The organism is Leclercia barmai, from assembly GCF_049312895.1.
Lineage (GTDB): Bacteria > Pseudomonadota > Gammaproteobacteria > Enterobacterales > Enterobacteriaceae > Enterobacter > Enterobacter barmai.
In genome coordinates this window covers 303901-316679 of the sequence record NZ_JBMNWZ010000001.1, presented here as the reverse complement: position 1 = coordinate 316679, position 12779 = coordinate 303901, and the positions used below count along the sequence as shown (strand labels likewise).

The 12779-nt window shown below is 60.6% G+C and carries 7 protein-coding genes; 3 read left to right on the top strand and 4 right to left on the bottom strand.

Features of this window, described 5'->3' with window-relative positions; genetic code table 11:
• Positions 1–35 precede the first annotated feature (35 nt).
• Positions 36–1157 carry a YbdK family carboxylate-amine ligase gene (locus ACOYA6_RS01425; protein ID WP_422653896.1) on the top strand — a complete coding sequence of 374 codons (1122 nt, stop codon included), beginning with the start codon at positions 36–38 and terminating at the stop codon, positions 1155–1157.
• Here the strand turns inward: ACOYA6_RS01425 and ACOYA6_RS01420 are convergent.
• The 3 genes from ACOYA6_RS01420 to ACOYA6_RS01410 all read right to left on the bottom strand — a co-directional run bounded on the left by ACOYA6_RS01420 (position 1108) and on the right by ACOYA6_RS01410 (position 8166).
• Positions 1108–4242 (bottom strand): efflux RND transporter permease subunit, encoded by a 3135-nt coding sequence (locus tag ACOYA6_RS01420; protein WP_422653895.1) that lies wholly within the window; start codon positions 4240–4242, stop codon positions 1108–1110. The genes ACOYA6_RS01425 and ACOYA6_RS01420 overlap by 50 nt on opposite strands.
• A 9-nt stretch (positions 4243–4251) precedes the next feature.
• Positions 4252–5331 carry an efflux RND transporter periplasmic adaptor subunit gene (locus tag ACOYA6_RS01415; protein WP_422653894.1) on the bottom strand — a complete coding sequence of 360 codons (1080 nt, stop codon included), beginning with the start codon at positions 5329–5331 and terminating at the stop codon, positions 4252–4254.
• Positions 5332–5457: 126 nt separating this feature from the next.
• On the bottom strand, positions 5458–8166 hold the full coding sequence (locus ACOYA6_RS01410; RefSeq protein ID WP_422654494.1) for a cation-transporting P-type ATPase: 2709 nt from the start codon (positions 8164–8166) through the stop codon (positions 5458–5460).
• 491 nt (positions 8167–8657) lie between these two features.
• Between ACOYA6_RS01410 and ACOYA6_RS01405 the strand changes: the two genes are divergently transcribed.
• The gene (locus ACOYA6_RS01405; RefSeq protein WP_039031581.1) at positions 8658–8906 is read left to right on the top strand and encodes a DUF1158 domain-containing protein; all 249 of its coding nucleotides are present in this window, start codon (positions 8658–8660) and stop codon (positions 8904–8906) included.
• Here the strand turns inward: ACOYA6_RS01405 and ACOYA6_RS01400 are convergent.
• A complete protein-coding gene (locus tag ACOYA6_RS01400) occupies positions 8892–10460 on the bottom strand; it encodes an alpha/beta hydrolase-fold protein (protein ID WP_422653893.1) in 1569 nt (522 codons plus the stop codon). The genes ACOYA6_RS01405 and ACOYA6_RS01400 overlap by 15 nt on opposite strands.
• Positions 10461–10582: 122 nt before the next feature.
• Here ACOYA6_RS01400 and ACOYA6_RS01395 point away from each other — a divergent pair, with 122 nt between their 5' ends.
• A complete protein-coding gene (locus ACOYA6_RS01395) occupies positions 10583–12727 on the top strand; it encodes a TonB-dependent siderophore receptor (protein ID WP_422653892.1) in 2145 nt (714 codons plus the stop codon).
• Positions 12728–12779: the final 52 nt, after the last annotated feature.

Below are 12779 nucleotides of genomic sequence, written 5' to 3'. Positions count from 1 at the left end.
CTATACTCAACGTATAACAGACAACGGAGTGCGCCATGCCTTTACCCGACTTTCATTCCTCTGAACCCTTCACCCTTGGCATCGAACTGGAACTGCAGGTGGTTAATCCGCCGGGCTACGATCTGAGTCAGGACTCCTCCGCGCTTATCGCCGCCGTCAAAGACGACATCAAAGGCGGGGAAGTGAAGCACGATATCACCGAAAGCATGCTCGAAATCGCCACCGGCGTGTGCCAGAACATCGACCAGGCGGCGGCGCAGTTCTCCGCGATGCAGCAGAGCATTCTGCGGGCCGCGGCGGAGCAGCATATCCAGATTTGCGGCGGCGGTACGCATCCGTTTCAGAAGTGGCAGCGTCAGGAGGTGTGCGAGGATGAGCGCTATAACGCCACGCTTGAGCGCTTCGGCTATCTGATTTTGCAGGCGACGGTGTTTGGCCAGCACGTGCACGTCGGCTGTCGCACCGGGGATGACGCCATCTACCTGCTGCACGGGCTGTCGCGCTTTGTGCCGCACTTTATCGCCCTGGCGGCCACCTCGCCCTATATGCAGGGCACCGACACGAAGTTCTCGTCATCAAGGCTCAACATCTTCTCCGGGTTCCCGGATAACGGCCTGATGCCGTGGGTCAACAGCTGGCAGGAGTTCGAAGGACTGTTCCGTCGCCTGAGCCACACCAGCATGATTGACAGCATTAAAGACTTGCACTGGGACATTCGTCCGAGCCCCCATTTCGGCACCGTGGAGGTGCGGGTGATGGATACCCCGCTCACCCTCGCCCATGCCATTAATATCGCCGGGCTGATCCAGGCCACCTCCCACTGGCTGCTGACCACACGGCCTTATAAGCATCAGGAGCGGGATTTTCTGCTCTATCGCTTTAACCGTTTTCAGGCCTGCCGCTACGGGCTGGAGGGGATCCTGACGGACGTCCACACCGGGGAGCAAAAAACCATTGCGGAGGATCTCGCCTGGCTGCTGGAGCGCGTCGCGCCGTCGGCGGAAAAAGTGGGCGCCAGCAGCACGATCCAGGAAATTGCCCTGCGGTTAAAGCAGGGCAAGAGCGAGGCAGACCTGATGCGGGACTTTATCGCAGACGGCGGCTCACTTATCTCTCTGGTGCAGAAGCACTGCGATCTGTGGGCGACGAGTCCGTAAGGCGATGCCCCCACTCGCGCAGGCGCTGGAACAGCACAAACAGCGCCGGGATAAAGACAATCCCCGCCAGGGTAGCTACCAGCATACCGCTGAACACCGTGGTGCCGATGATGCGACGGCTCTGGGCACCCGCCCCGGTCGCCAGCATCATCGGTAGTACGCCGATAATGAACGACACCGCGGTCATCATCACCGCCCGGAAACGGCGCGTGGCCCCTTCGCGCGCCGCATCAACAATCGCCATCCCCTCATTGCGCCGCGCGCGGGCAAACTCGACGATCAGGATCGCGTTTTTGGCGGCGAGGGCGATCAGCAACACCAGGCCAATCTGCACGTAGACGTCGTTGGCGTACCCGGCAACCCACAGCCACACCAGCGCCCCGCCGATGGCGAACAGCACCGAGAGCATGACGCTTGCCGGGAGCGTCCAGCTCTCATACTGGGCGACGAGGAACAGCCACGCCATCACTACCGCCGCCAGCACAATCCAGATCGCCTGATTCCCGGTCTGCTGCTCCTGATATGACATCCCGCTCCAGGCGTAGTCATACCCGGCGGGCAGGTGCTCCGCCAGCAGCTGCCCCATCGCCGCCATCGCCGTACTGCTGCTGACCCCGGCTGCCGCCGAGCCGCTCACGGAGACGGACGGGAACTGGTTGTACTGCTGCAGGAACGGCGCGCCGACGGTCGGCGTAATGGTGACCAGGTTGCTCAGGCGCACCCGCTCGCCGTTATTGCTGCGCACGAACAGCTCGCCGATCTGCTCTGCCCGCTCGCGCCACTGCATCTCATTTTGCATCACCACGTGGTAGACACGGTTGTTGACGCTGAAATCCCCGGCGCGGGTGCCGCCAAAGGCGGTCTGCAGGCTGCTGAAGATGCGCGACACCGGCACGTCGAGACGCGCGGCCCGCTCGCGATCGACGGTGAGGGTCAGCTGCGGCACGTTGCTGCTCCAGGTGGTGAACACCCGGTTCAGCTGCGGATGCTGGTTGGCTTTCATTAACACATCGCGCGTCACGCGCTCCAGCTCCGCCGGACTTTGCCCCGCCTGGGCCTGAATGCGCAGGTCGAAGCCGGAGGCGTTTCCCAGCCCCGGCAGCGTCGGCGGCGCGAAGGTCATGATGGTGGCTTCCGGCAGGGCCAGCAGCTGGCGCTGCAACGTACCCATCACCTCATCCAGCGCGGGGCGCTCGCTCCAGTCTTTCAGCATCACGGAGATAAAGCCGCCGTTGGAGGCGCTGGTGCCGTTGAGAATGTTAAATCCGGAGACCTGAATCACGTCTTCAACGGCCGGATTTTTAGCGATCAGCTCCCGGGCGGTTTTCATCACCGCTTCGGTGCGCTCCAGCGAGGCCGCTTCCGGCAGCTGGACGCTGGCGAAGAAGTAGCCCTGATCCTCCTGGGGCAGGAAGCCTTTTGGCATGGAGATAAAGCTGAACACCACCACCGCCGCCGCGCAGCTGGTGGCCAGCAGCGCCAGCCACGGGCGCAGGTTAAACAGGCTGACGATGCGGGAGTAACCGTTGCGGGTGGCGTCCAGTCCGCGGTTGAAGCCGCGATAAATTGCCGCCGGGCGCGCAGGACGCGGGCGCAGCAGCATGGCGCACAGGGCAGGCGTCAGGGTCAGCGCCACCAGGCTTGAGAGGGTAACCGCCGTCGAGAGCGTCACCGCGAACTGGCGGTACAGCTCGCCGACGATCCCCGGCAGCAGCGCCACCGGCACAAATACCGCCAGCAGCACCAGGGTGGTGGCGATCACCGGCCCGGCAATCTGGCGCAGCGCCTGGGCGGTGGCCGCCGTACGGCTCTGCCCTTCCGCCATCAGGGTTTCGACGCTCTCCACCACCACGATGGCGTCATCCACCACCATGGTCAGGGCCAGAATGATGGCAAACAGGCTCAGGGTGTTGGCGGAATACCCCAGGGTATAGAGCACCGCAAAGGTGCCCACCAGCGACACCGGAATAGCGAGAGCGACAATCAGCGTGGCGCGCCAGCTCTGCAGGAACAGGGAGACCACCACCACAACCGCCAGCAGGGTCAGCGCCAGCGAGACGCCAATCTCCTTGATGGTCGCCGCAACAAAGGTGGTGGTGTCAAACTTCACCTCATACGTCAGATCGTCCGGGAAGCGCGTCGAAAGACGCTCCAGCTCGGCACGAACCGCGTCGGCCACCCGCAGGGCGTTAGCGGACGGCGTCGGGTAGATCCCCAGATACGCCGAGTCATGACCGTTAAGCTGAGCACCGGAGCTGTAGCTGCGCGAACCGAGTTCGATGGTGGCGACATCCTTCAGGCGCACCAGCTGGCCCATCTCGCCCGCGCGAATGACGATCCCGGCAAAGTCGTCGGCCTGATTTAAGCGCCCCAGCCCGTTGATGGTCAGGGTCTGCTGCTGGCCGTTAAACACCGGCGGCGTTCCTACCTGCCCCGCCGCGCCCTGCACGTTCTGCTCGCGCAGCGCCTGGGCCACGTCGTCGGTGGTGACGTTCAGGGCGTTCATCCGATCCGGTCGCAGCCAGATGCGCATGCTGTAGTCTCGCGCGCCGAACATCTGTACCTGCCCGACGCCCGGTAAACGGGCCAGCGCCTCGCGCACCTGGGTGCTGGCGTAGTTGCTGACGAACAGCGGCGTGTGGCTGTTGTTGGGTGAGTAAAGACTTACCCCCATCATCAGATTGGTGGCGCGCTTGCGCACCTGCACGCCGTTTTGCTGGGCCTCGGTGGGCAGCTGCGCCACGGCCTGGGCCACGCGGTTCTGCACGTCGATGGCGGCGAGATCCGGATCGGTGCCCGCCGCAAAAGTGATGTTCAGGCTGTAGCTGCCTTCGTCAGAGCTGGTGGACTCCATGTACAGCATGTGATCCACGCCGTTAAGCTGGGTCTCCAGCGGCGTGGCGATGGCCTCCGCCACGTCGGCCGAGCTGGCGCCGGGCCATGAGGCTGACACATTCACCACCGGAGGTGTGATCTGCGGATACTGCTCCACGGGAATGATCTTCAGGGCGATAGCCCCCAGCAGGGCAACAACCAGCGCAATGACCATCGCGAAGCGCGGGCGTTTGATGAAAAACGTCAGCATGATGGCTCCTTAATTCAGTATCTGGACGGTAGCGCCCGACGACACGCGCTGCGCGCCGTCAGCGATAGCTCGCTCACCGGCCTGCACGCCGGAAGCAATCTGGAACTGCTGGCCGATCTGCCCGGCGATGTTCAGCATGCGTTTTTCGGCTTTGCCGTCGGCGTTAACCACCCAGGCGAAGAACCCCTCGCCGTTTTGCTGGACAGCCGCAGCAGGCAGGGTCAGCACCGGTTGAACGCTTGCCGGGCGCAGAAACACATTCACGTTACCGCCGGGCAGCAGCTGATGGCGAGGGTTGGCGAACTCGGCACGCAGCATCACGCTGGCGGTGCGCGGGTCGATACGGTTATCCACCGAGGTCAGTTCCCCGCTTACGCGCTGGCCGTTGCTGTCGATCAGCGCCTGCCAGGCCTGCTTCATGGCGTGGATATCCGCATGCTGCCCGGCTTTGGTGGCAAACGCCCCCTCTTCCAGCGCGAAGGCGATGCGGATCGGGTCGAGCTGTACGACTTCCGCCAGCACGCCGCTGGCAGGATTCACCAGACTACCCACGTGGAACGGGCTGTGCCCCACGCGGCCGTCGATGGGGGAGATGATGCGGGTGTAGGTCAGGGTCAGGTTGCGGGCCTCGAGCCGGGCTCGCGCCTGCTCCAGCGCGGCGCTGGCCACGTCGCGCTGCATGCGGGCGTTGTCCACGTCATGGCGGCTGATGGCGTTGTTGTTGCCCAGGCTCTCGAAGCGGGAGAGCTGCTGCTGCGCCTGACGCAGCGTGGCTTCGGCGCTTTTCACCTCGGCCTGGGCCAGGCGCACGGCGGCACGCGGCTCGGCATCGTCCAGCTCAAACAGCACGTCGCCTTTTTTCACATACTGCCCGTCGCGAAAGTGGGTCCGGGTGATGACGCCTTCCGTGCGGGCCCGCAGCTCAACGGTGTGAATGGCTTCGATGCGGCCCGGGATTTGACGCTCCGCGGCGTGGGCGGTTTGCTCCACGGTGGCGACGCGCACGGGAATGGCGGCGGCGAAGGCGGAATTAAGGGTGCAGACGAGGAGCGCGCTGGCCAGGGCGGCGCGCAGGAAAGTCAGTTTCATAGAGAATGCCTCGGTGTTTGTCCCCTCACCCCGGCCCTCTCCCCATAGGGGCGAGGGAGAACACCGACTATTCCCTCTCCCCTGTGGGGAGAGGGTTAGGGTGAGGGGTAAGGTTTTAAGGTTTTGTCATGCAGCCTTGCGGAACCTGCGGGTCAGTCGCTTCTCAATTTCGACGATGAAGAACATCGCGCCCGCCATCCCCAGGGTCACACCCCAGTAGCGCAGCGGCAGGGCTTCGGTGCCGAACAGCATCTGCATAAACGGCAGGTAGATAATCGCCAGCTGCAGCAGAAGCAGTACGCCCGTTACAAGCCAGATCCCTTTGTTCGCAAGCAAGCCGCGGTTCAGGGAGAAGCCTTCGGTGTTGCGGCAGTTAATCATGTAGACCCACTGGGCGCAGACCAGCATCTGCAACAGCACCGTGCGGATGAACTCGGCGCTGTGGCCGCGCGGAGCCAGCCAGGCTTCCAGGGCAAAGGCGGCAACGGCGATCAGGGTGCCAACGAAGGCCACGCGCCAGACAGCATAAGCGTCCATCACGTGCTGCCCGGTCTGACGCGGCGGGCGCTTCATGATGTTGCGCTCGGCGGCTTCAAAAGCCAGACCGAAGGAGAGCGTGGCGGAGGTCGCCATGTTCATCCACAGAATCAGCACCGGCGTCAGGGGAATAATGTTCCCCGCCAGCAGGGCAATCACAATCAGCAGACCCTGCGCGAGGTTGGTCGGCATGATAAACAGAATGGTCTTCTTCAGGTTGTCGTAGACGCGACGCCCCTCTTTCACCGCGCTGGCGATGGTGGCGAAGTTGTCGTCCGTCAGCACCATGTCGGCGGCCTCTTTGGTCACTTCGGTGCCCTTGATGCCCATCGCGATCCCAACGTCCGCCTGGCGCAGCGCCGGCGCGTCGTTCACACCGTCACCGGTCATGCCGACGATCTCGCCTTTCTCCTGCAGGGCTTTCACCAGACGCAGCTTATGCTCGGGGCTGGTGCGGGCGAAAATGTCATACTCCACCGCCGCTTTTGCCAGCTCGGCATCGTCCATGTGCTCCAGCTGATAGCCGGTCACCGCCTGGGCGCTGTTGCTGATCCCCAGCATCTGACCAATGCTCATCGCCGTCTGCGGATGATCCCCGGTGATCATCTTCACGCGGATCCCCGCCTGCTGGCAGGCGTGAATGGCGTCGATGGCCTCCGGACGCGGCGGATCCATCATCCCGGCGATGCCGAGGAAGATCAGGCCGTGGCTGAGGTCGTCGTGGGTTAACGTCTGCTCACCGTTTGCCGGTTTGAACGCCGCGGCCACCATGCGCAGCCCCTGACGCGCATAGCGCTCCATCTCGGCTTCCCAGTAGCTGCGGTTAAAGGCTTCGGCACCGCTGCGGGTCTGCTGCTGCGTGCAGAGGGCGAAAATCACGTCCGGCGCGCCGGTAATCAAAATCTGCTCCTCGCTACCAATCTGGTAGTGAGTGCTCATGTACTTGTACTGGGAGTCGAACGGGATCTTGTTGATGAGCGTGGTCATGACCGGCGCGAGCTTAGCCTTGGCGGCCAGCACCTTCAGCGCCCCTTCGGTTGGCCCACCGGTGATGCCCCACAGGCCGCGCTCGTCCTGAATCATCTGGCTGTCGTTACAGAGGTCGACGGTGCGCAGGTACTGCTCCAGCACGGTACCCGGCTGGATCTGCACCGGCTCATCGCTGCCCTCCAGACAGATATTGCCTTCCGGGGCGTAGCTGTCGCCCTCCACGCGGTAGCAGCTGTCGGCGGTGATGATCGCCTTAACGGTCATCTCGTTCATGGTCAGGGTGCCGGTTTTGTCCGAGCACACCACGGTCATCGCCCCCAGGGTTTCAACGGTGGGCAGTTTACGGATGATGGCGCGCTTGCGGGCCATTGCCTGCACGCCCAGCGACAGGATAATGGAAATAATGGCCGGCAGACCTTCCGGCACCGCCGCCACCGCCAGGCTGATCAACGACAGCAGCAGCTCGCCGAGCGGCATGTCGCGCAGCAACAGGCTGAAGACGAACAGCGCGGCCATCATCGCCATGATCAGCCCGAAAATGGCCTTGCCGAGCTTGTCCATCTGCACCAACAGCGGCGTGCGGTGTTTTTCGATCCCGGCCATCATCTGGTTAATGTGGCCCAGTTCGGTCTCCTGGCCGGTGGCAATCACCACCCCGACGCCGCCGCCTGCGCTCACCGTCGTACCGGAAAACACCAGATTGGTGCGATCGCCGAGCGGTAATTCGCCGTTCAGCGGCTGGGTGTGTTTATCCACGACCGTCGATTCGCCCGTCAGGATCGCTTCTTCAACGCGTAAATTATGCGCCTCAATTAAACGCATATCCGCCGGAATACGATCTCCGGCACGCAGGACAATAATATCCCCGGGGACTATTTCAGTTGTGGGTATTGTTTCATGATTTCCGTCACGAATAACCCGCGCCTCGCTGGCGAGCATATTACGGATACTCTTCAGGGATTTTTCGGCGTTACTTTCCTGAATATGACCAATTAACGCATTAATGACCGCCACACCCAGAATAACCAGGGTATCGACCCAGTGGCCCATAATTGCGGTTAACGCCGCGGCGGCCAGCAGGACATAAATTAAGACGTCATTAAAATGGGCCAGAAAACGCAGCCACGCCGGTCGGGATTTTTTCTCCGGCAGGGCATTATGGCCATGCTGCTGCAGGCGCGCCTGCGCCTCAGCACGGCTCAGACCCGCGGCGGTACTCTGCTGCGCGGCAAGCGTCTGGTCATGGGTCTGCTGGTAGGCCAGGTTCGGCGTGGTGCCTGGCGTGGGCGGCGTCTGGGTGTGGTGCATTTTGGTCATATATCAGCTCCTTCAGTTTGCGGTGAGCAAAAGCCTGAATTCCATTTCTGCTTTTATAAATCAATCGACAATAATGGGTTGTCACGGAAATTAATTTAACGCACTATTATTGCTATCGACGGCATTAAACAGATAACGTTTCATTTCAATACAGCGATTTTTACAAATTATTTCTAAACCTAAACTAAACGGAGGTCAGCATGTTTGGAATTTATCGCGGGCGTCGACTGGCGTTATATATAATCGCAGCAGTTGTTATTGCGACGTTAATTGGATACAGCACCTATACCTTTGTAAAACTATTAGCCGGAGGGTGACAGTAATTTACATTAGCGGAGATTAATTGAATTAATTCTTTTCTGGCAGGGATAATTCAGCGGATTAGCGGAGGATTATTTATCATCCTCCTCTCTGACGGTTGATATTGCTTTACGAAGCCCTATCCGTGACAATGTTATTTTTAACTGACGATTAACATTATTATGAAACACCCGTTAGAATCGCTGTTAACGGCTGGCGGCATCTTACTGATGGCCTTTCTCTCCGTTCTGCTGCTGCCAGCACCCTCCCTGGGGCTGGTGCTGGCGCAAAAGCTGATGGGCACCTTCCATCTGATGGATCTCAACCAGCTTTACACCATCCTCTTCTGCCTGTGGTTTTTAGTCCTCGGCGCCATTGAATTCTTTGTTCTGCGTTTTATCTGGCGCCGCTGGTTTTCACGGGCGGCGTAAGCCGGTTAAATCGCGCATGCCGTGGATCAGGGCTTCACACCAGGCCGCGTAGTCGTGGCCGCTGGACCACGGATGGAAGCTGACGCGGTAGCCTTTCTGCCGCAAAACCTGTTCAAAATCCTGGGTCGTGCGATAGATCCCTCCCCCCGGCCCGGTGGTTTCGAACTTCCCGGCCTGTAGCCAGAAGCGCACCGGATACTGCGGTGACTGCTGGTACTGACGCGTCAGCCAGCCTGGCGCTTCCCCTTTCGGGGCCCACCAGTAGGAGCCGGACAGGCTCAGCACATTGCCAAAGAGACGCGGATAGCGCAGCGCCACCCATGAAGAGGCGATCCCGCCATAGCTTGACCCCGCCAGCACGGTTTTCTGCCGCTGCATGGCGACCCCCTGCCCGCGCAACCGCGGCAGCAGTTCGTGCGCCATAAAGTCGGCAAAATCCGCATTCGGCGGCAGCTCTTTACTGCGTCGGGCGTGATCGAGACTGTCGACAAACACAAGGTTGACCGGCGGGAGATGGTGACGGGCAATCAGGCCATCCAGCACGTTGGCGAAATGGTACTCGTCCTGATAGATCTGGCCGTCAAAGAGGATTAACGTCCAGCGTGCAGGCTGCGGCCCACGCGGTTTGTAGATCATTACTTCCCGGGAATTACCCAGAATAGTGCTGGTCAGCGTCTGGCGGCTCAGCGAGCCCTGCGTCAGCGGCCTGGACGTGGCCTGAACGGAGCAGTAGCGCGCCGGGCTGAGATCGAGCAGGGAGTAGCGGTTCCAGCGATCCGTTTTCTGTTCACCAAAGCTGTTCGGGTTTAGCGGATCGGCCTGGGCGCTGACGAGGATCGCCCGGCGCTGTTCGCGGGGAGAGCCGTCAATTGTCGGTACATCCGGGGCGAGCTTGTACTGCATCACCGTGTCGGCGGGCACGACGTAGCTGCGGAACCAGACGTCACTGTTACCGAGGCGGAACAGCGGATCGTGATCGCCCGCCGGAGAACCGAGAATAAAGACGTTGCCGCGCGCGCCGCGCCACAGGAAGGTGACGCGCTTGTGGCGCGCGTCAACCGGCTCCACCATCGGCGTTCCCTGCCGAATTTGCGCCTGCCAGAACGCATCGGTACTTCCCCCGGCAGCAACCGTTTTAGCCAGCGCCTGCAGCGTCGGGCTTTCAGGCATTAGCATTTGTACGCGCGGTAAGGCAGAAGTCTCTTTCATCCGCCACTGAAAACGCCAGGGCTTGCCGGCTTCGCCATGCAGCACCAGGGAGCTGTTCTGCTTCACCGGCAGGGCAAACAGCAGGGTGTGTTCCCCGTCGGCAGGGCCATTTTCAACCAGGGTGCGGATACGGCGGTTCTGGCCGTCCAGCAGGCGGGCATCGGTTACGCCGTTCAGCGTGGCCGAAACATAATTTTCACCCAACTCTGGCAGGCTAAAACAGACTTCACCGCTGGCATCAAACTTTCCCTGAACCTCCCCTTGCAGGGACGAGGGTTCGCACGTCGCCGCCACGGCGGGCAGCGCCCCGATCCCTAATAACAAACCACTCCATGCCCTTTTCATAACCGCGTGTCCCCCCCAAAATTTGTTAACAACGCTAATGCAAATGGTAATAGTTTGCAATATCATTTGGGCGAATTGATCGGTGTTTATATGGCGATAGCAACCAAGGATGTTAAATAAAAATGTTTAAAAATAATAAGATAATGCAGGCATGGCTCCTGAGTCTGGCCACGGTTAGCGTGGCGGCTCAGGCAGAAAACGGAGAAGAAACCATTACGGTGACGCAAGGAACGAGTGAAGAACCTACCGCCCCGGTGAAGGGCATCGTGGCCACCAAAACCCTTTCCGCCACCAAGACCAGCGCGGAGATCGTGAGGACGCCGCAGTCGGTCTCGGTGATCACTCGCGATCAGATGAACATGCAGGATGTGACCTCCGTATCCCAGGCGCTGCGCTACTCGGCGGGGGTGTTTACCGAATACCGCGGATCGTCAAACCGTAACGATGAAGTGTTTGTGCGTGGCTTTAGCTATGTGCCGAAATTCCTCGACGGGTTAAGTTTCGGCGCCACCGCCTCGTCACAGACGGGAACGGTTGACCCCTGGTTGCTGGAGCGTGTGGAGCTGGTGCGCGGTCCGGCCTCGGTCCTGTTTGGCCAGGTCAATCCGGGCGGGTTGATCAGCATGACCAGCAAGCGCCCAACCTCTGAATCCATTCACAACGTTCAGTTCCGCACCGGCAATAACGACCTCGCGGAAGGCGCGTTTGATTTCGGCGGCAAGCTCAGCGATGACGGCCGGGTGCTCTATCGCGTTAACGGCATCGCCCGCACCCAGCATAATCAGGTGGAGGATTATAAAGAGACGCGCATGGCGATTGCGCCGGCGATCACCTGGTATCCCAACGATCAGACCCGCTTTACGCTGTTGACCAGCTACCAGAAAGATCCCGATGCGGGATACCGCAACTTCCTGCCCGCGTACGGCACGGTAAAGAGCGTCGACGGCAAATACATCCCGCGCGACTTTAACGTCAGCGATCCGGATTACGATCAATCCTGGCGTGAGCAGACGATGATCGGCTACGAGCTGGAGCATCAGTTCGCCGATAACCTCACCTTCCGCCAGAACGCGCGTTACGCCACCATCAAACAGAAGTATCGTTATCTGGTCTACGCCACCAGCGCCGCCAACAGCTCGGTACTGACCCGCCGCGCCCAGCATGAAGAACGTACCACGGATGAATTTGGCCTGGATAATCAGCTGGAGTATCTGGCGAACACCGGTGCCGTCAGCCACACCCTGCTCGGCGGATTCGACTACAAGACCAGCAAAGATAAACAGCTGCTGGAACGTGGGAGCGGTTCACAGTACGACCTCGACTGGCAAAATCCGGTTTACGGCGTGAAGGTGGATGAAAGCAGCTTCCGGACCGCCAGCGACGAGCAGCAAAATCTCGATCAGATGGGGCTGTATCTGCAGGATCAGATGAGCTGGCATAACTGGGAGTGGCTGCTCTCCGGGCGTTACGACTGGAGCGAAGTGCGCACCAACGACTTCACCGATAGCAGCTTCACCCAGCAGAACGACAGTAAATTTACCTGGCGTACCGGCCTGCTGTACGCCTTCGACGTTGGTCTGTCGCCGTACATCAGCTACAGCACCTCGTTTGAACCGAACCTGCAAACCAACCGGGCACCGGGCGTCGGGCCGTTTAAACCTACCACCGGCGAGCAGACCGAAATCGGCCTGAAGTATCAGCCGGTCGGTACCACCCTGATGACCCTGGCGCTGTACGATTTAACCCAGGATAACGTGGCGACCTACAACAGCGCCGAAGGCTGGTTCGAAAACGCGGGCAAAGTGCGTTCGAAAGGCGTTGAGGCGGAGATCCACTCCACGCTGCTGGACAACATCAACCTGATTGGCTCTTACACTTACACGGATGCGAAAACCGAGAGCACAACGGTGGCGGGAACGGAAGGCAAAACGCCTGCGCGCATCCCGGCGCATATGGCCTCCGCGTTCGCCAGCTACACCCTGCCCGGCGGCGCGCTGAAGAGCCTGACCGCAGGTGTGGGCATGCGCTATATCGGCACCAGCTACGGCGATGCGAAGAACACCTTCAAAGTGCCGTCGGTGGATCTGTATGACGCCATGCTGAGCTACGATCTGGGCGAGATGAACAGCAGCCTGAAAGGGGCCAGCGTGCAGTTCAACGTCAACAACCTGGCGGATACGAAGTACGTTGCCTCCTGCGCAAGCGATACGGCGTGCTTTTACGGCATTGGCCGTACGATGACGGCGACGGTGAATTACCGCTGGTAATGTGCCTGGCAAAAAATGCCGGGTGGCGGCTACGCCTTACCCGGCCTACGTT

Bases quoted from the DNA above. Each gene is read 5' to 3' on its own strand.
- ACOYA6_RS01425 (WP_422653896.1), top strand. From the start codon at position 36: ATGCCTTTACCCGACTTTCATTCCTCTGAACCCTTCACCCTTGGCATC.
- ACOYA6_RS01420 (WP_422653895.1), bottom strand. From the start codon at position 4,242: ATGCTGACGTTTTTCATCAAACGCCCGCGCTTCGCGATGGTCATTGCG.
- ACOYA6_RS01415 (WP_422653894.1), bottom strand. From the start codon at position 5,331: ATGAAACTGACTTTCCTGCGCGCCGCCCTGGCCAGCGCGCTCCTCGTC.
- ACOYA6_RS01410 (WP_422654494.1), bottom strand. From the start codon at position 8,166: ATGCACCACACCCAGACGCCGCCCACGCCAGGCACCACGCCGAACCTG.
- ACOYA6_RS01405 (WP_039031581.1), top strand. From the start codon at position 8,658: ATGAAACACCCGTTAGAATCGCTGTTAACGGCTGGCGGCATCTTACTG.
- ACOYA6_RS01400 (WP_422653893.1), bottom strand. From the start codon at position 10,460: ATGAAAAGGGCATGGAGTGGTTTGTTATTAGGGATCGGGGCGCTGCCC.
- ACOYA6_RS01395 (WP_422653892.1), top strand. From the start codon at position 10,583: ATGTTTAAAAATAATAAGATAATGCAGGCATGGCTCCTGAGTCTGGCC.